The organism is Aeropyrum camini SY1 = JCM 12091, from assembly GCF_000591035.1.
GTDB classification, from domain to species: Archaea; Thermoproteota; Thermoprotei_A; order Sulfolobales; family Acidilobaceae; genus Aeropyrum; species Aeropyrum camini.
In genome coordinates this window covers 903,250-920,746 of sequence record NC_022521.1, presented here as the reverse complement: position 1 = coordinate 920,746, position 17,497 = coordinate 903,250, and the positions used below count along the sequence as shown (strand labels likewise).

20 protein-coding genes are annotated in these 17,497 nt (G+C 58.3%); 8 read left to right on the top strand and 12 right to left on the bottom strand.

Annotation, left to right across the window (positions count from 1 at the left end; all coding sequences use genetic code 11):
- Positions 1 to 46: 46 nt before the first annotated feature.
- Positions 47 to 1,198, bottom strand: coding sequence for a radical SAM protein (locus tag ACAM_RS04875; RefSeq protein ID WP_022541707.1), 1,152 nt, complete (start codon positions 1,196 to 1,198; stop codon positions 47 to 49).
- A 213-nt stretch (positions 1,199 to 1,411) separates the two neighbouring features.
- On the opposite strand from ACAM_RS04875, the gene ACAM_RS04870 reads away from it, so the two are divergent.
- Positions 1,412 to 2,275 carry a hypothetical protein gene (locus tag ACAM_RS04870; RefSeq protein ID WP_022541706.1) on the top strand — a complete coding sequence of 288 codons (864 nt, stop codon included), beginning with the start codon at positions 1,412 to 1,414 and terminating at the stop codon, positions 2,273 to 2,275.
- A gap of 25 nt (positions 2,276 to 2,300) precedes the next feature.
- On the opposite strand, the gene ACAM_RS04865 is transcribed toward ACAM_RS04870, so the two are convergent.
- Positions 2,301 to 2,747 carry a translation initiation factor IF-2 subunit beta gene (locus tag ACAM_RS04865; RefSeq protein WP_022541705.1) on the bottom strand — a complete coding sequence of 149 codons (447 nt, stop codon included), beginning with the start codon at positions 2,745 to 2,747 and terminating at the stop codon, positions 2,301 to 2,303.
- Between the two features lie 109 nt (positions 2,748 to 2,856).
- Here ACAM_RS04865 and ACAM_RS04860 point away from each other — a divergent pair, with 109 nt between their 5' ends.
- A complete protein-coding gene (locus ACAM_RS04860) occupies positions 2,857 to 4,227 on the top strand; it encodes a tRNA (N(6)-L-threonylcarbamoyladenosine(37)-C(2))-methylthiotransferase (RefSeq protein WP_022541704.1) in 1,371 nt (456 codons plus the stop codon).
- A 51-nt stretch (positions 4,228 to 4,278) separates the two neighbouring features.
- On the top strand, positions 4,279 to 4,605 hold the full coding sequence (locus ACAM_RS04855; protein WP_022541703.1) for an FUN14 domain-containing protein: 327 nt from the start codon (positions 4,279 to 4,281) through the stop codon (positions 4,603 to 4,605).
- Here ACAM_RS04855 and ACAM_RS04850 read toward each other — a convergent pair.
- Positions 4,602 to 5,786 (bottom strand): glycosyltransferase, encoded by a 1,185-nt coding sequence (locus ACAM_RS04850; protein ID WP_232502277.1) that lies wholly within the window; start codon positions 5,784 to 5,786, stop codon positions 4,602 to 4,604. The genes ACAM_RS04855 and ACAM_RS04850 overlap by 4 nt on opposite strands.
- Before the next feature lie 114 nt (positions 5,787 to 5,900).
- On the opposite strand from ACAM_RS04850, the gene pgsA reads away from it, so the two are divergent.
- Together pgsA and ACAM_RS04840 are read left to right on the top strand one after the other, a co-directional pair.
- Positions 5,901 to 6,485: an archaetidylinositol phosphate synthase gene (pgsA, locus tag ACAM_RS04845; protein WP_022541701.1), complete on the top strand. Its 585-nt coding sequence runs from the start codon at positions 5,901 to 5,903 to the stop codon at positions 6,483 to 6,485.
- Positions 6,482 to 6,802 carry a hypothetical protein gene (locus tag ACAM_RS04840; RefSeq protein ID WP_022541700.1) on the top strand — a complete coding sequence of 107 codons (321 nt, stop codon included), beginning with the start codon at positions 6,482 to 6,484 and terminating at the stop codon, positions 6,800 to 6,802. The genes pgsA and ACAM_RS04840 overlap by 4 nt, the downstream gene beginning before the upstream one ends.
- Before the next feature lie 152 nt (positions 6,803 to 6,954).
- On the opposite strand, the gene ACAM_RS04835 is transcribed toward ACAM_RS04840, so the two are convergent.
- Together ACAM_RS04835 and ACAM_RS04830 are read right to left on the bottom strand one after the other, a co-directional pair.
- Positions 6,955 to 8,382, bottom strand: a complete 1,428-nt coding sequence (locus tag ACAM_RS04835; protein WP_022541699.1) for a replication factor C large subunit — start codon at positions 8,380 to 8,382, stop codon at positions 6,955 to 6,957.
- Positions 8,383 to 8,386: 4 nt separating this feature from the next.
- Positions 8,387 to 9,346, bottom strand: coding sequence for a replication factor C small subunit (locus ACAM_RS04830; RefSeq protein ID WP_148706525.1), 960 nt, complete (start codon positions 9,344 to 9,346; stop codon positions 8,387 to 8,389).
- Between the two features lie 211 nt (positions 9,347 to 9,557).
- Here ACAM_RS04830 and ACAM_RS04825 point away from each other — a divergent pair, with 211 nt between their 5' ends.
- Positions 9,558 to 9,962 (top strand): secondary thiamine-phosphate synthase enzyme YjbQ, encoded by a 405-nt coding sequence (locus ACAM_RS04825; RefSeq protein ID WP_232502333.1) that lies wholly within the window; start codon positions 9,558 to 9,560, stop codon positions 9,960 to 9,962.
- A gap of 90 nt (positions 9,963 to 10,052) precedes the next feature.
- The gene (locus ACAM_RS04820; RefSeq protein ID WP_022541696.1) at positions 10,053 to 10,385 is read left to right on the top strand and encodes a hypothetical protein; all 333 of its coding nucleotides are present in this window, start codon (positions 10,053 to 10,055) and stop codon (positions 10,383 to 10,385) included.
- Here ACAM_RS04820 and ACAM_RS04815 read toward each other — a convergent pair.
- From ACAM_RS04815 to ACAM_RS04800, 4 genes are all read right to left on the bottom strand, one after another.
- A complete protein-coding gene (locus ACAM_RS04815; protein WP_022541695.1) occupies positions 10,382 to 11,560 on the bottom strand; it encodes an inositol-3-phosphate synthase in 1,179 nt (392 codons plus the stop codon). The two genes, ACAM_RS04820 and ACAM_RS04815, sit on opposite strands and share 4 nt — an antisense overlap.
- A 157-nt stretch (positions 11,561 to 11,717) precedes the next feature.
- A complete protein-coding gene (locus tag ACAM_RS04810) occupies positions 11,718 to 12,356 on the bottom strand; it encodes a CDP-alcohol phosphatidyltransferase family protein (protein ID WP_022541694.1) in 639 nt (212 codons plus the stop codon).
- The gene (locus ACAM_RS04805; RefSeq protein WP_022541693.1) at positions 12,340 to 13,080 is read right to left on the bottom strand and encodes an NTP transferase domain-containing protein; all 741 of its coding nucleotides are present in this window, start codon (positions 13,078 to 13,080) and stop codon (positions 12,340 to 12,342) included. Before ACAM_RS04805 ends, ACAM_RS04810 begins: the two co-directional genes overlap by 17 nt.
- A 4-nt stretch (positions 13,081 to 13,084) precedes the next feature.
- Positions 13,085 to 13,996, bottom strand: a complete 912-nt coding sequence (locus ACAM_RS04800; protein WP_022541692.1) for a GHMP family kinase ATP-binding protein — start codon at positions 13,994 to 13,996, stop codon at positions 13,085 to 13,087.
- Between the two features lie 97 nt (positions 13,997 to 14,093).
- On the opposite strand from ACAM_RS04800, the gene ACAM_RS04795 reads away from it, so the two are divergent.
- Complete coding sequence (locus ACAM_RS04795) at positions 14,094 to 14,873, top strand: CBS domain-containing protein (protein ID WP_022541691.1); 780 nt, start codon at positions 14,094 to 14,096, stop codon at positions 14,871 to 14,873.
- Position 14,874: 1 nt separating this feature from the next.
- Here ACAM_RS04795 and ACAM_RS04790 read toward each other — a convergent pair whose 3' ends face one another.
- The 3 genes from ACAM_RS04790 to ACAM_RS04780 are packed head-to-tail and all read right to left on the bottom strand — an operon-like array spanning position 14,875 to position 17,442.
- The gene (locus ACAM_RS04790) at positions 14,875 to 15,339 is read right to left on the bottom strand and encodes a PPC domain-containing DNA-binding protein (protein ID WP_022541690.1); all 465 of its coding nucleotides are present in this window, start codon (positions 15,337 to 15,339) and stop codon (positions 14,875 to 14,877) included.
- Positions 15,340 to 15,356: 17 nt separating this feature from the next.
- The gene (gene guaB, locus ACAM_RS04785) at positions 15,357 to 16,655 is read right to left on the bottom strand and encodes an IMP dehydrogenase (RefSeq protein ID WP_022541689.1); all 1,299 of its coding nucleotides are present in this window, start codon (positions 16,653 to 16,655) and stop codon (positions 15,357 to 15,359) included.
- Between the two features lie 40 nt (positions 16,656 to 16,695).
- Complete coding sequence (locus tag ACAM_RS04780) at positions 16,696 to 17,442, bottom strand: KaiC domain-containing protein (protein WP_022541688.1); 747 nt, start codon at positions 17,440 to 17,442, stop codon at positions 16,696 to 16,698.
- Positions 17,443 to 17,497 lie beyond the last annotated feature (55 nt).

Genomic DNA, 17,497 nt, shown 5'->3' with positions numbered 1-17,497 from the left:
TCACCACACACATGGTTCCAGGCCGCCTCTGTTAAGGCTTAGCCCCCTACTTTGTCACGGGCTCCCAGTCGAGCCCCAGCTGCTCGGCGTATCTCCACGCCTCCTCAATCTCCCTCCGGCTGGGCCTCCTCGCTATCTCCGGCCATTTGTGGGGCATTCTTAGGACGAGGTTGTCGGGGTGGTACTGGTCCATAATGTTGACTAGGACCCCGCCGTCCAGGTTCTCGGCTATCCACCTGAGCACGGGCTTGGTACAGCACTCTACATGGCCCGGCATGACCAGATGCCTCACTATCATGTCTCCATGCTCCGCGGCTATCCTTATGTTCCTCGTCGTCACCTCCCAGTACCGGGGGACCGCTGAAAGCCTCATGGCACACCTATTGTTGCCGAACTTGAGGTCGGGGAGCCAAATGTCTATCAGGTCCACGAGAATGTCGAGAGCCTCCAGCGTCATGTACATGTTGCTGTTCCACAGCTGGGGTTTGGAGTGGCTGGCGTACCTCATGCTCTCGACGATAACGTGGAGGCTGGGCACAGGGTCGCCGCCGACATGGTTAATATTCCTGGCGCCAGCCTCAGCCAGCCTGTCCTGAATCTCCGCCAGCCTCACTGGCGTTACAGGCACCGCTTCCCTAGCCTTCCACTGGCTTACATCCCAGTTCTGGCAGAAGACGCAGGTGAAGTTGCAGCCGCCATAGAATATGGTCCCGCTGGGGACCAGGGGCGCCTCCTCCCCTAGGTGGAGGAATGCGCTGTGAACATAGACATCCCAAGCCAGCCTACAGGCCCCCCTACGCCCCCTAGCCCTCTCCACCCTACACCTCCTCTCGCACAGCTCGCACGGGCTCGCAAGCCTCCTGACTAGCTCCACCTTGACGTCCATCAAGCTGGGACTAGCATCCTCGAGACCCTCCTCGTAGCTCCCGCCCTCCCGCAGACTCCTATAAAGCCTCCTAAACTCCCCCGCAACCCTCTCATGCTCCCTCCACAGCTCCTCAGTCGAAGCCTCCTTAACATCCTCCAAACTGTCGAACCCGACCTCGAAAGAACGCACTATCCTAAACTTCGGCGGCTCCTCCCCCCTCATAACCCTCACATACCACCCAAGCTTCTCCTCGACCTGGGGGTATCTCCTCCAGACGTACAGGGCGTCAGGCCTAACCAGATACCACTCCGGAGCCGCGTATATCGGCATACCACACCCCCAACTATACATTATAACACGGGCCCAGCCTAAACCTTAGCACCCCCCAGTGGCGGAAGGCTAAACAGCGGGGCCAACATACTTTCTAAATTCCGGGGCGGCGCCCGTGTGGAAGGCGTTGACTAGGGAGGCCCCAGAGGGGTTGATGGCCTCTCCAGCCCTCCGAGGCGCCGCTCGCCAGACTTGTTTGGAGGCGATTTAGCGGTGGAGGTTGTGGTTAGAAGGCTGGTAGACCCGGTGGAGCTTGAGGAGGCTGTTGAGGTGCATGCTAGGGCCTGGGGTAGCAGGGATTATAGGGAGGTGGTGGCGCCGCACATCCTCAGGGCGCTGGTAGACAACGGCGGCCTGGTGCTTGGGGCTTTCGCCGATGGGAGGATGGTTGGCGCGAGCTATGGATGGTATGTGGGCTGCGGGGAGTCTAGGTACTTCTACAGCCACGCAACGGGTGTGGAGGAGGGCTACAAGTACCGTGGCATCGGGTTCGCCCTGAAGGCTAGGCAGAGGGAGGAGGTCCTCAGTGAGGGTGTAAGACTGGCCAAGTGGACCTTCGACCCGCTTCAAAGCCTTAACACGAGGTTCAACCTGGCCAAGCTGGGGGCTATATACAGGGTTTACAAGGTGAACTACTACGGCGAGATGACTGACGAGATAAACAGGGGTCTGGGGAGCGATAGGGTCGTCGCAGAGTGGTGGCTGGACTCCAGGCTGGTGAGGATGAAGCTGGAGGGCAGGCTTCGCCCGCCACCCGCTGAGGAGCTTAAGAGGGTATACGGCGCGGTCGAGGCTCTCGCCCACAGCGGCGACAGCACACCCCAACCTCGGGAGGCTGCGGGTGCAAGGGTGGCGCTTGTAGCCCTCCCCAGAAGCATTACCAGGGTTAGGGAGGAGCTGGGGGTTGAGGCTGCGAGGAGGTGGAGGGAGGCCACTAGGCGTGCTATAACCAGCCTCCTATCCGCAGGCTACGTCGCTGTCGACCACACTTTCGACTCCCAGGGGAGAAGCTTTGTGGTCCTCGTGAAGGCCAGCCTCCAGGATGTTCTCGACGCGAGGCTCCCCTGGACCGTCTAGACAGCCATCTGGAGGTCCTCAGGGTCTAAATAGGCTTCACAGGCTGCTCTGCACCGCACGCCTCGCACTTTAATATGTAGGTCCTCTCCTGCCTCAGCAGCTTGGTGTCTATGCTCCCGCATGTTGGACAGCGGACGTAGATCTTCATGAACAGCTGGAGGAACTGGTTTATAACCTTCCTAGAGACCTTGACGTTGAGGATGAGCTGGCCGCTCTCCTCCTCGTAGCTCGCCGCTGTGGCCAGCTCCTTCTGCAGATACCTCGCAACCAGCTTCGGGTCCCTCTTGAGAGCCTGTGATATCTCCCTGAAGTTCCTAATCACGGTCTGGCTCCCTATCCTGATTATCTGGGGCTCGGGTATGCGGTACTCAGCCGTACCGCTCTTCGGCGGCACCTTCTTGTAGAGCTTCTCGAGAAGATAATCATAGTCCATAAGCCTCTCGGCCTCCTCATCCAAAACCCTGCCAGCCATCCGAACACCCAACAGCGATATATCAACCCCCGGGGATATTATAGTATTATACACATGGCGGCTCCACACCGCCCATACACCCAATAAACCACACCCGTGGTGAAGAAGAATGGAGTGCACAGGCAAAGCGGGAGCGGCCCTCCACGGCAAGAACGGTAGAGGCGGCGCCGTGAGTAGCAGAAAGTACTACCTAGAGGTGTATGGATGCTCGCTCTCAGAGTTCGACGCCCTCATAATGGCGTCCAGGCTCGAGGAGGCCGGCTACAGGCGTGTGGAGAGGCCTGAAGATGCCGACGTTATCCTCGTCAACACCTGCGCAGTAAGGCTAGACACGGAGCAGAGGATAGCTGAGAGGCTAGAGAAGCTGAGGCTAGATCTACCAGACAAGAAGTACGTGGTGGCTGGCTGCCTTGTCAGGGCGAGGCCCGGGCTTGTGGCGAGGCTCATGCCCGAGGCTAGCCTCCTCGCGCCCCAGGCTGTTGAAAGGGTTCTCGAAGCGGTTGAGTCGCTCGATCATGGAAGAAGGCTTGTGGTTCTGGAGGGCCAAAGGGACACGAGCTCCATGCCACCCCTCCCCGTCACCGACGCTGTTGTAACCGTGATGATACAGGAGGGCTGTCTAGGCGACTGCAGCTTCTGCATAACCAAGGTTGCCAGGAGGCAGGTGAAGAGCTACAGCCCCAGGATTATAGTGGAGAGGGTTAGGGAGGCTGTTGAGAGGGGTGCTAGGGAGATAAGGCTGACAGGGACAGATGTTGCCGTCTACGGTGTAGACCTACCTGGCAGGCCGAACCTAGCCGACCTTGTGGCTACTATTCTGGAGAAGGTTGAGGGGGACTATAGGATCAGGATAGGCATGATGACTCCCGACCAGGTGGAGCCCTATCTAGACAGCCTCCTTGACGTCTATAGGGATGAGAGGGTCTACAAGTACTTCCACCTCCCAGTCCAGAGCGGTGACGACGAGGTCCTCAAGATTATGAAGAGGAACTACACAGTCGAGGAATACAAGGCTATACATAGGAAGATAAAGTCCAGGTTCCCCGACGCCATGGTGGCTACCGACATAATAGTTGGCCACCCCGGCGAAACCTGGGAGGCCTTCTGGAATACTGTAAGGCTTGTGAAGGAGCTGAGGTTCGAGAAGGTACACCTAGCCCAGTACAGCCTCAGACCCCACACCGAGGCCGCCTCCATGGAGCAGGTTCCAGACAGTGTGAAGAAGGAGAGGAGCAGGATACTGGGGGGAATAGTGGCTGAGATAGGCCTGGAGCTTAACAAGAGGTATGTGGGCCGTAGGGTCAGGGCCCTCGTCGCCGAGCGCTCATGGAGGGAGGGCAGCATGACCGGGAGGCTGGACAACTACACGCCTATAGTCCTCCCCTACAGCGAGGAGGCGATGGGAAGGTGGGTATACGCGGAGGTGGAGGAGGCGACGTTCTTCGACCTGAGGTCCTCCAGATTCGAGCTTGAACCCTAGCTAATCCTTATCACCCGGCGGTGCAGAGCATTATATTTGTGGTGGGCTGATATGGCTGAAATCACTGCTGGCGACATCTTCACAGGCGTGCTGCTACAGCTGGGGGGCGGCGGCATCCTGGGGTTCGCCGCCGGCTATGCCCTCAAAAAGGCTATAAAGATCCTCCTCCTCGCAGTTGGTGTGTTCACCCTGGGCCTCCTAGGCCTAGCATACTACGGCGTGGTAAGCGTAAACTGGGACAAGCTCGCCCTCCTTGTTGAGAGGGCTATCTCGGGGGGTGAGGCGGCCGCCGCCAGCCTAAAGTCCTACATAATAGCCGCCACACCCTTCGCCGCCAGCTTCCTAGTAGGTTTCTCCCTGGGCTTCAAATACGGCTAGCGCCAGTAGTTGTAATAGGCGGGGGGCTTCCCCTCCATCACACCCCTGTAAAGCGCTATGTGCTGGCTAGCCACCATCGGCCACTGTGTAGCCGCGGCATAGCTGTAGAGCTGGGCGCTCGCCGAGGCGGCGATCTCATAGTTTCTAGAGAGCCACTCCATCCTCCGGGCCAGCAGCTCCGGGCTCCTTGGGGGCACTGTCAGCATGGGCGAATACTCGTAGAGCTCCACAAGCCTCGGCACCCTCGTCCCGAGAACCGGCTTCAGACTCCCCATGCTGAGGTGTAGGACGCCGCTTACACTATACTTCCCCGGCCTATCCTTGTAGGGTAGGACTATAGCGTCGCTCATGGCGGCCAGCATGAGTATCTCGTCCGTCGAGAGATACTTCTCTATAACCTTTATCCTGCCCCCCATAGAGGGTATCTCCTCGGGGGCCACCCCCATGGGCTCGCCCGCCACCACTATCCTAAGCCTGCTGTCGCCCACAAGGGCCGCGGCGCTGGCCAGGATGTCCAACCCCTTGTCAGGCCTCAGGAACCCGGGGGTAACTAGGAGGAGCTCGGAGTCCTCCACCTCAACACCGAGCTTCTCCGCCAGCCTATGCCTCGGGTAGCCGAGGTAAGGGTTCACCAGGGTGCCATGGGGTATCTTGACTATGACGCTGGGATCGACCCCCTGTGCCTGGAGCTCGAACTCCATGAGTATGCTGTGGGTTATTATAGCGTGGAGCCTGCTGGCCCTCCTCTGCGTCTCCAGCCTCTCCTGGCTCGCCGTACTCTGCTTATGAACCACAGTGTGGAATGTTGCCACGACAGCGGATGCCAACCCCCTCTTAAGAGTCTCCAGCAGGGCGTCTACGATACGTGGCCCGTCACCGTAGATACCGTACTCGTGCTGAAGGTGGACAACGTCAGCCCCGCCATCATCCTCCAGGTTCTTTATAAGCCCCTCATAGGAGGGGTCACGCCTCATGTAAGACGGGATTATCTCGACCCCGAGAGGCTCGTCGTAATACCTCTCCCACCCGGCCTCCCCCGTGGAATACACCCTTATAGATGCCGAGGGGAGGACTGTCCTTAGCCCTGAGGCCAGCATCCTGGTGTACTCGCCGACGCCGCAGTGCACCGGAGGATATCGAGATACAAACGCTATCTTCAACGCCAATTCAGACCTAGGCACCCCCAGAGCATCCGCCGCATCCAAAGGTAAAGGGGGTATGCCGCCCAGTTTAAAGAGTGTGGATGCGCTCAACGGTATCGAGGGCCCCATGAGGAGTAGAGGTGCAGGCCGGTCTTGGGGGTTATCAACAGGCTGAGGGGATTCTATGAGGCCAGGGTGGCTCCAAGGCTTGCCGCACTACTCTCGAAGGCCACGCCAAACCCCAATGTCTATACCCTAGCGAGCCCTGTGGCCGCAGCTGCAGCAATACCAGCGTGGCTATACGCATCCCCCGCCGCTGGCCTCCTACTAATAGCCCTCTCCCTCGCGCTCGACGCTGTGGACGGGGCGGTGGCCAGGTTTACAGGTAGGGCCAGCTTACTCGGCTCCTTCCTCGACTCCAGCCTCGACAGGGTATCGGACACGCTATACCACGTCGCACTCTACATAGCCGGGGTGCACCCGCTAGTGGTCATGGCGATGCTCTCCGGGGGGCTGATAGTGCCGTACCTGAGGGCGAAGGGCGAGAGCCTCGGGCTAGAAGTTAGGGGGAGGGGGGTTATGGAGAGGGGGGAGAGATCCCTCGCTATCCTGGCAATACTTGCCGTCTCGGTCTACAACATCCAGGCAGCAGAAGCGCTGGCTATAGCGGTGGCGGCGCTGGTCTGGATAACAGTGGCCCAGAGGACGATATATATCGTGGGTGAGCTTAGGGGTTGACTAGGGAGGACCCGGTTGAAACTCTACTCAGGCTTTTGAGGGGGTTTGCGAGGCTTAGGGCGGGTGTCATCGATATTCTAGAGGCCTCCGGCCAGGAGAGGTTTAAGATACACATCTCAAGCCTAATCAGGGCGAAGAGGGAGGAGCCCACAAGCTATGTCGTCGAGGACCTGCTACACGAGCTATCGGCCCCCACGTACTCGGAACGACTGGAGAGGCTGGGCATAAGTATTGTGGAGGATAAGGGTGAAGTCTATGTGGAGGCTCCAACCAGCCTGCTCTTAAAGCTGAGGCGAGAACTGGAGACCGGAGAGTAGGCGCTGGAAAAGCACACTGTGTGGCCAGCCCCGTGCGCTCCCCGCCTCATCCTAGCGGGTGTCCCGCTGGCATCGGCGGGGCGGGGAGGTGGGGCTGGCCCCGGGGTATAACTGTGTTTCCCTCTGTCCTTTCAACCGTTGCTGGGGGCGGGCTACTGTTCTCCGAGGAAGAAGTCGAGGCCCACCCCCTTCCTCTCCCTCCTCCTGGCTTTCCGCCTCTCCCCGCCTTTCTCCCCTCCTGCCTCTGCGGCCGAGGGTTTAGCGGGTTTCTCAGAGAGCCTCGCCTTCTTGAGTGTGGCCACCGCCTTCAGTATCTCGCTCTTACGGCTGCCCGCGAGAAGCTCTATCATGCTCTCTGTGAACCCGTATTCCAGAGCTATCAAGGCAGGCTTTGTGGGGTCTCTGGAGCTCCTGAACATGTAATGTAGGATAGGGAGGACCTCGGTCTTCACGGTTCTCTTGCTTGTTAAAAGCCTCTTGGCGAGGACCTCAGCCAGCTTCTCCCTAGTCTCCCTAACCCCGCGGAGCTGGGCCATCATCCTGATCTTCTCAGGGTAGGAGTATCTAGTCTTGAGGACCTCCCCCTCCATCCTAGCATAGGCTACACCCGGTCCCATTAGGTCGAAAACGTACGAAAGCAGCTCCCAGTTACCCCCGAACTTGGCCCTTCCGAGGAATACAGTCGCTCTAGCCAGGGCGTCGAAGGCCCTGAACAGGTCTGAAGGCTCTCCATACTTCCTGGGTATGTTGTCGTTTATCCAGCCTATCAGCTCCTCATAGTCCTTCTCGCTCTGGCTTACCGCCTTCCTCGCAATCCACGCCTGCCTGGGCTTGTAGAACACCTGGTTTAGCGTTCTCCAAATGTCTATGCTCTTCTCCCTCCCCCTGACTATCTCCCTGGCTAGTGTTAGCGTCACCCTCCCGTAGCCCTCGGCAACTGCCTGGAGGTCGTTTATAGCCGACCTGAGGTCGCCCTCACTCCTCTCAGCTATGTAGCGTAGGGCGTCCCTCTCGCACTCTATCCTTTCAGCCTCGCATATCCTCTGGAGGACGGAGATTATCTGGGTAAGAGTTAGCGGTTTGAACTCGACCAGGAGGCTGGCCTCCCTCAGGGGCCTCAGAAAGTCTTTCCACGGGTCGTTGGCCGTCATCACTATGGGGTTCTCTGTAGTCTTTATGATGGAGAGGAGAGCCTCTATACCCCCCGCGTCCTCCCTGGGGTTTATGCCGTCCACCTCGTCTAACAGGATCACAACACCCCTCCGGAACATGCTCTTCTTGCGGGAGGCAGCACCGACTATACGCTCGATATCGCTCCTCCTCCTATAGTCGCTCGCGTTAAGCTCTATCATCTCCAGGTTAAACTCGTTAGCTATAGCTTCGACGAGGCTCGTCTTGCCCACGCCTGGGGGGCCGTATAGGAGGGCGGCCCTCTTATCGGGTTTCCTCCCCCCGAGCCACGCTTTAAACCAGGGGGCAAGGACCTTCTTAGCCTGATCCTGGTTGACAACGTCTTCCACACGCCTCGGCCTATACTTTATAACCCAGGGTACCCGGGTTGAGCGTGCCTGTATCGGCAACCCACTATACCTCCAGCTTCCTCGCCATCATCGCGAGCCACGCGAGGAATGCCGAGAGCTGTATGTCATCGTCGCTACCCTCAACCAGCCTGTAGTGAACCTCTCCCAGGTAGTCGGCGGCTAGGACCCTGAGCTCCTCGGGCATCTTAAGCTCGGTGGAGAACAGCTCCCGGTGTATCTGCCGCGCAACATCCTCCCCGCTCATCCCATACTCTATCATGATCTTCCTGAGGAGGCTTCTAGCTGCTGTGAAATCTCCTTTCAGAGCAGTGGCGAGCATCTCCCTAACCTCTCTAGGCTTGGCCATGCCCACCACCCTGTAGACGGCGTCTACAGTCACCTTGCCGAGATAGCTTGCCGCCTGCAGTACGTTTATCGCCCTCCTCATGTCGCCCTCGCTTATCTCGTATATAGCGTCTAGCGCCTCTTCCTCATACTCTACCCCCTCGTTCTCGGCGATATATCTCAGCCTCTCTATCACATCCTGCTTCGAGAGGGGCTGGAACCTGAAGAAGGCACACCTGCTCTGAATAGGGTCTATAATCTTGCTGGGATAGTTAGCTATCAATATGAACCTGGTCACGTTGCTATACAGCTCCATAAGCCTTCTAAGCGCCTGCTGGGCGTCGCTGGTCATGTTGTCGGCCTCGTCCAGGAGCACAATCTTGAACGGTATCTCCGGAGGAGTCCTGCTGCGGGCGAACTCCTTAACCTTCTCCCTTATAACGTTGATACCCCTTTCGTCGCTGGCGTTCAACTCGAGCATATACTGCCTGTAGTTCTCGCCGTAGAGGTCGTGGGCGAGGGCGTGTGCTGCAGTCGTCTTGCCCGTCCCCGGCGGGCCGGCGAATAGCAGGTGAGGCATGTTCCTCTGCTTCACAAACTGTTTTAGCCTCTCAACAACATGCTTCTGATCCACAATATCGTCCAGCCTCCTGGGCCTGTATTTCTCCACCCAGAGCATCTCCAGAACGCTTGACAACAGTATCGCACCCTCTAGAGAGTATTTTGAGCGTGTAGGGTGTTATATTAGGTAAGCGGGTGAGCAACCGCCGCAGTCGGGAGAAGAATCGAAAAACTATGCCGCCGGGCCAGCGGCGGGACCTACACCTGCTAAAGCCGCCTAAATACTGTGCAGTATAACAGTAGAGAGTCTAGGGTGGCCGTGTTTGAAGGTGGAGACAGGGCACTTCACTGTTAAGACTGAGAGGAGACTCCAGGTTCTCGATGTGACAGGCAGGGTTGAGGAGTGGCTCTCTACTGTTGGCGGTGTGAACGGCCTCCTAGTTGTCTACGTCCCCCACACCACGGCCGCGGTCGCGGTTAACGAGGCGGAGCCGAGGCTTATGGAGGATATAGTAGAGTTCATAAGGGAGCTCACTAAGCCCGGAGGCCCGTGGAAGCACAACACTATCGACGTCAACGCCCACGCACACCTGGGCAACACTATAATAGGGGACAGCCGTGTCATCCCTGTTGTGTCGGGAAGGCTGTCCCTAGGGACGTGGCAGAGAATACTCTTCATAGAGATGGATGGCCCTCGGGAGAGGACGGTCAACCTACTCTACGTAGGAGAGTAGGCTTCTGGGGTGTAGGGGAAGAGCTATATAAGGTTGCCGAGCATACGGTAGTGTTGACTCCTGCAGCGGTGGGTGGGGTGCCAACTCCTGTTGTCTAGAGGCAGTGATAATGGGAGGGAGTCTCTAGAGGAGGCTCTCGAGAGGACGTTGGAGGAGCTGAGCCTGCTTATAGGCAAAAGGCTCGTCGGCGTAGCCCTTAGCACATACGCCCTTGAACTCGTATTTGAAGACTGCCGGATTGTAGCAGTTAGCCCTTCACCCGGTATACCGGAGCTTAGGGTATCAACCCTTGAGGAGGGGGAGTGTAGGTGCCTCAGGGAGTGCCTTGAGAAACATGGTATTGGCAGGGAAGAGACCCAGGACTGCATGGATGCTTGCATCGAGAGCACGTATAAAGAGGAGGGTGGGGAGGGCGGCGTCTAAGGCTGGCCACCGTTGATTCCCGTGTTGAGAGCCCCTAGCCCCTGCAAGAGCTTCACCAGGTTGTGGAAGGCTGTTATCCGTGCCATGTTGGAAGCCTCCTTGGGTCCAGGGTTTTTCATGAAGAACGCGTTAACCTCGTACACGGTACCCTTGTACCCCCTCTCTAGCAGGCTATAGCTGATCCTTGCAAGGTCGACCAGGAGGCCGGCTAGGGCGGGGCTGTCATTGATCCTCATGTTAACGACTAGCTCGTCCTCCAAGCCGTTGAAGGTCTTCCAGGCTATGTGCATTGCGACGAACTTCTTGTCCCCCAGGGGCTCCAGATAGCCTGTGGGCTTTATGAAGTGGGGGACATCATAGCCTAGTATGTCCCTAACAACGCTGCTCTTAGTCTTCTCCTTCATGAGGTTCTTTTCCGGGAGTGTAAGCGCGAGGAAGTCGAGGTTTCCTCCTATGTTGAACTGTGCTATCGAGAGGACCCTCCTGTTCCTCTCAGCAAGATGCTCCAAGAGGTCTGCAGTTAGGGGCGTGGCTCCCGTGGCTCCATCATCCCCTAGGACAAGGCTCTCGGCACTCTCGTACATGGAGACGATAGCCGGGTCGTTGGCCAAAGGCGCTGGTATGGCGTTGACGAGCGCGACCCTCCTAGCCTCCCTCTCAGCATATCTGAGCACGGCCAGGGCGTAGGCCTGGCTAGCGCTTACAAGACCCTTACTCACCCTCTCCCTAACACTCCCGACGGTCTCGAAAGGCTCCGCCTTCTCGGTTGTTATCACGTTTATAACCACGTCGGGCTTTAGATGCTGAAGCCTATCGGCAACCTTCTCTACAGCCTCCTCCATACCCAGCTCCTCATCAAGACCACGGGCACCCGGTATAAGGCCCTTCACGCTGCCAGCGTGTATACCCCTCTCAACCCTAACCGCCTCGAGGCTTCTAGGGACTGGCAGTTGGCCGCCGAGCATGTCCTGGGCAACCTGGTAGAGGGTCTTACCCACCTTCCTGGGATCGACGTCGAAGGATCCCACGATCTCTAGCCTACCCACGGGAATCTCGTACTCGAACCTATCCAGAGGAACCCCGATGGGCTCAAGCTCCCCGGACTTTATCCTCTCAAGGCCAACGGCCAGGTGCGTGGCGACGAGGCCTTGCCCCAAGATTGCTATACGCACCACACAGCACCACCCCGCTGACTGGGTACCAAAGTTATTTTAGGCTAATCAAGATCCCATGAGGCTAAACCCGGGTTTTCCAGGATTTTTTGAAAGCCTTATAATAAAAGTTTTCTCTTCAAGGATTTAAATGTTTACCAGTGAGCAGGTGGGCGACCAGCTATGCACCTCGGGACTTGAGCAGGGAGAATATGCTGGCCGACTTCACCGCCACGTATACGTGAGAGAGAAACGCCACAGCGGCTAGAGCCTCGAACGGCCTGGCAACGGCTGTAAGTACTGCAATAACGAGGAGCCTGACATCTCTCGAGGCCAGAGAGTCTAGAGGTCCCACAAGCGACGGGTGGACGCCCGCGTCTCTCTCGCCCCTTGTGTGGAGATAGCTCACCAAGATGTCTCCCGACACAGCTGCTACAGCCGCCAGGACAGCCCACTTCTCAAGACCGGGGATGCCTGATGCGGCGTAAGCTATTGCAAGGTAGATAACAGTATCCGCATACCTGTCGAGCATGGTGTCCAGGAAGCCTCCAGCCCTTGATGCAACGCCCCTCTTCCTCGCTACAATACCGTCTACACCGTCAAGAATAGAGGAGGCCTGGACGAGAATCCCGCCGGCGAGAAAATGTCCTAACGCTATAAGCACGGCTGCGGCTGTGGCTGTTAGGAAGGATATTAGGGAGAGCATGTTAGGTGTTAGGGGTAGTTGAAGAGCTATTATTGCCGAGGCTATTGCAGAGGCTATCCTCCTGTTCAGGAGTCTGGAGACCGGGCCGTCCGTGGGCTTAGAATCCCCACTCACCTCTGACAGCCTCCAACACCCTGGATCCAACCCCACTCAGCAGCCTCTCTAGATCCTCGGTAGAGTCGACCTCCGTCCAGGGCCCTCCACCGACGTCCACTAGGCTAAACCTGTATCCCCGCTGTGAGGCGCAGGTTATGACTTGGGACACTCCGGCCTCACCTTCGGGAGAAGGGTCTATACATCCTAGGGCGGCCAAGCCAGTATCCAGTGTGTGGAGTCCAATGTCAACGCAGCACCCATCGAGACCCTTCCCTAGCCTCAAGCCGCCGGGTTCCATTGAGACGTGTGTAGCCTCCCGCAAGTCTATATAGGCGGGCCTGGAGTCTACTCCGAGAGCGTTGCAGCCCGCTTCGAGAACCCTCCTAGCTATGCTGGGAGGGTAGATGTGGTCCCCCATGGAGACAGCTAGGCAACCGTAGCCTCTGGCACCAGCCTCCATCAGGCCCTCGACGAGGCTAAAGCCGTTTCCGAGGATGGAGAGGGGGGAGAGTATAGTGTCTGAGGCCTCGTATGGACACTGCTCAAGGGCGGACTCCACAATGTTTAGGTTGAACTGGGAAGCAACGACGAAAACCCTCTCCACCCCCGCTAGGATGAGGCTTGCTAGGGGATAGCACAGCAGCGGGTACCCCTTCACGCTAACCGCAACCTTGTGTAAACCAACCTCCCTGCGGAACCTTTTCGAGAAGCCGGCCGCCAGCACTAAGCCCGCGCCAGCCACCTTCTCACCCCGCCTCCAGCTTCAGCCCCACGTTTCTAGGCTTGGCCACTAGGACCTCACCTTCAATTCCACGTGAGCGGAGTATGGCCTTGAGCATGCGGGCATCGGAGGGGGCTGTAGACTCGTGGGATATGGTGTATAGGGTAGGCCCCCAGCTGGATTGGGCAAGCTTGACGCCGTTTCTCGACGCCTCGTCTATAATCTCCAGCAGGTCACGCCTGTAAACACCCCCCTGGAACCTCTGGAACATGAGGCCTGTTCCAGCCTGTATGGATGAGAGACCCTCCAACGCAGTGTCAAGGTCTCTCCTCGCGATGCCGATTGCCAAGAGGAGAGCCCCCCGCACCCTCAGATCACCGCCTTTAGCCGCTCTCAGGGCGGCGGCCTCCAGTATCGAATCCTCCATCCCCCCCTCCTCCAAACCGGGCTCCACCCGCGGCAACACCACCACGAACCTCCAATCACCAGGAATACTCAGGTGGGCTACTGGACGCGCCGACACTTCTCCGGAGTCGAGGACGAAGCCGCCGTGAGCGGCCAGGAGCGTGCCAACCGCTGAGAAACGCCCCCTACCCAGCTTGAGTGCTAGGCTAGCTATATCGGGGTTTAACCCTTTCAGGGCTGAGAGAGCCAGGGCGGCGGCCAGGGAGAGCTGGGTTGTAGAGCCGAGGCCTACATGCCTGGGAGGCCCGCTCAATACCCTAAGGCAGCCCCACATAAACCCGGCCCTCTCAAGGAGCCTGGAGACATCCTCGTCAACCTCCCACCGAGGCTCTCCACAGTCCCAAGCCTCAACCCTGACCCTCGGCTCGTCGATGTAGAAGCCAGCCCCACCCCACACCCTGCGCTGCGGGTCTACAATGTGGAACCCTGCGTGCAGCCTAGAGCCCCCCTCCACCGAAATTCTGCTCACCACCGGGAAGCGCCCCTATCTCTAATCCCGTGTAGCTCTAGGGGGCTTAGGTAAATTAGCCTGGTGGGTAACAGTATTACATTGAGGTGTATCCTAGGCTTTGGGCCTTAACGATAAGGTTTCACTATATGCTTCAGCCCCTGCTATAACGTTCGAGCCGTCGACAAGCCTTGGCGAGGCCGTGTCAGCATTGCTCGTGCTGCACAAACACAGGATACTGGTAGGGAGGGGCGTCGCCGTCACGGGTATCATAGAGCCGGGTGACATACCCGTTGTGTTCGAGAGGCTCGGGATCGGCGCGTGGAACACCCCAATTGCAGCCCTCGCTAAGAGCAGGCCACCCGTCATAGGTGAGGACACTACTGTGGGTGAGGCGGCCGAGCTTATGGTCAGGACAGGCCTCTCCACCCTTCTGGTCGATATGCGCGGGGCCCTGGGCGTGTTCACGAGCTGGGACGTTCTGCAGGCGGTAGAGCCGGAGGAACTGCTTGCTCCTGTATCTGAGGTTGTAGGATCTCTTCACCCTCGAGTTTCGCCAAACGAGCCGGTGGAGACTGCTCTAGAGTCTATGGCCTCCTCTGGGAGGAGCGTGGTTCTGGTTGGTGTTGAGAGCCCCTGGGGGTTCCTAGAGCCCCTCTCAGCCCTGAAAGCCGCTGTCGAGGGGTTGACCGCAGGGGATGCGGCGGAGCCTATCGACGTTTTCACACACTGTGAGGGAGCCTTGTCGGAGGTGGTAGCAGCTATGGTGGACGCGGCTTCGAGGCTCGCGGTTGTCCACTCCGGCTGGAAACCCCTAGCTTCGCTGGACGAGTTTGACGTAGTGAGGGCTGCTGCTGGCTTCTGGGTTGGCCAAAGGCTCCGAAGTGGAGGGGGAGCCTAGGTTATTGGCTGAGGCTTTTGTAGGAGGCTTTAAACCCTTCTCTATGGTCGAAAACGCTCGTTCCTGGCGCCCCCTGCCCGGACACGATCTCGACTATGAACACCTCCATGAAAGGCTTTGCAACACCCCTAACCAAATGGCCGGCTACACTCTCTCTCGGGGATGTGCCGAGAGTCACGTGTAGGTGGACGTTATAGCCCTCCGACGTCTTCAATATGTTGCCAGCAAGGCTCGCAACCTCGATCACCCTCCCGTCCGGGGGCCTAACATCTACTGTATAGTAGGTCGCCTCCTCGGGACTATAGTAGGCAACCGTCGCCTCAGCCATGCCACCTATACCCACAACCATGGCGAAGCCCAGGTCCTCGGCCTCCGCCAGCCCGGAGAGGGTTTTATGAACATCCTCACCCTCCTCTATCTTAACCGCGAAGACCCTGCCTGTAGACGCAGGGAGCCTGCGGACCATCCAAACTCCCCACTTTATCAAAGCAGTATGTCGTGGGGCTTTATCTCCCTGGAGCCGCTTGGAGTGACCCTTGCCAGCCTGGCCCTCCATGCCGAGATTATGTCCTGGGCTCCGGCGTAGCCGAGCGCCGCCTTGAGCCCCTCGGCGAGCTCATACAGCGTCTTGACGACAGGCCCTGTGTAGGGGACTAGCCCCTCCACACCCTCCTCGACAGCCTTAGCCTGCCTGGAGTACCTGTCTACTGCGAACCTCCTCTCCATGGCCCCCCTGCTGGCCATGCCGCGATACGGCTTGTAAAGCCTATCGCCAACCCTTATCCTGGGCCCGGGGCTCTCCTCAGCGCCAGCGAAGATCCTCCCGCCCATAACTGCTGAAGCCCCTGCTATAATTGCCTTTGCAGCGTCGCCAGCGTTCCTGACCCCGCCGTCGGCTATTATGGGTATTCTACCAGCTAGGCCCAGCTCTTCCAGGGCCTGGGCCGCGTTCATGACGGCCGTTAGCGTGGGGACGGCGGCTCCCGCCACCTCACCGGTGCTGCAGATGCTGCCGCTCGATATACCCATCCTAAGCCCCGCCACCTCCTCAGCCCTGGAGAGCGTGTCTAACACGCCCTCCTTCGTGCCAAGGTTCCCGGCGACCACGTCTATGGAAACCTCTTTCACTAGCCTCGCTAGGCTGGAGAGGGCGTTTGTGTTGTGGAGGTGAGCCACGTCTACGACGAGGAAGTCGGCGCCGCTCTTCTCAAGTAGCCTCGCCCTTTCGATGTCAAAGGGGCTGACCGCGGCTCCCACTATAAGCCTGCCATCACCATCTATCGTGGGCAAGGGCCTGATCCTGAGTAGATATAGGCTGAGGTATCTAGCCTTATCCAGCCAGAACTGGGCGTCAGGCCTCTCGAGGACTAGATACCCCTTTATGCCCCCAGCCCCGAAGACAACCGCTGCTCCAGCCTCAACCTCCTCCATGATGAGGGAGTAGTTGTCGAGGCCGTCGGGAAGCTTGATCCTGGGTACCTCGCTCCACGGCGATGGGGACAGGCCCTTGACAATACGCACCTGCCGCGCCTGCTCCTCACGCGGCATATTTCTATGTATAACCCCCACCGCACCCAGCCTTGCAAGGGCCGCCGCCATCCTCCACTCCGTAACCGTGTCCATGGGGCTTGATACGAAGGGTGTGCTGACGAAAATCCTCTTGCTAACCTTGGTGGCTAGGTCTACATCGTGGGGCTCGACAGTGCTTAGCCCAGGTAGGATGGCTACGTCGTCGAAGGTGAGGAGTAGCGTGTCGATCCCGTGGTAGCTATTCTCTTCCAATACCACGACCACCCTTGACAGCCCGCCAACAGCCTGCCCGCTACTCTATGGATACGCGGCGGCCGATTCTAACGACCTTGTCATGATAGACTATTATACCCTTGTCAGTTATCTCGAAGGGATGGCGCCTCATGCTATGCTTCGTACCCCTCATCTTCCAGATTATAAGGCTCCTGATGAGTTCTCCGTCAACCTCGTCCAGGTCAAGCCTGATAATACCGTCGGCCGCGTGCTCGACACCAGGGCCTCCGAACCCCCTCTCCGTGACGGAGACCTGGCTCACCAGTATGCTGGTGGTTCCGAGGCCGGACAAAACCCTCTTCAACAGCATCACCGTCCTCCTAGCCAGAACGGGTTTAGCCAGGTAGAGGGTGGAGACGCTGTCTATAGCGACTCTCTTAGCGTCAACATCCCTTATGGCCTCCTTCAAAACGTCGATCAGAAGCCCGACATCCTCAGGGTCTGTAACGACATACCTCTCCTTCTTCGCCGCCTCGCCGATGCCGCTGGTAAAAGCGTCGACGACGGCGAACAAGCCCTGCCTCTCATACTCTCTAACGTCCCACCCGAACTGCGCCATGTTAATCCTAACCTGCACCGGATGCTCCTCCAGGGCGACGAAAACTCCAGGCTCTCCCTCTCTAAGGCCGTTCCAGAGGTATTGATATGAGAATATCGACTTGCCCGTCCCTGGGCCTCCGCTTAGGAGGACTACATTCCTCCGGGGGATGCCTCCATAGAGGATCTCGTCCATGCCTGGTATGCCTGTCTTAACTCTATCGACCAATATACTCATCCTAATATGGGAGACTGTATAGCCTCGGGGTTAAAAGCGGTAGGAA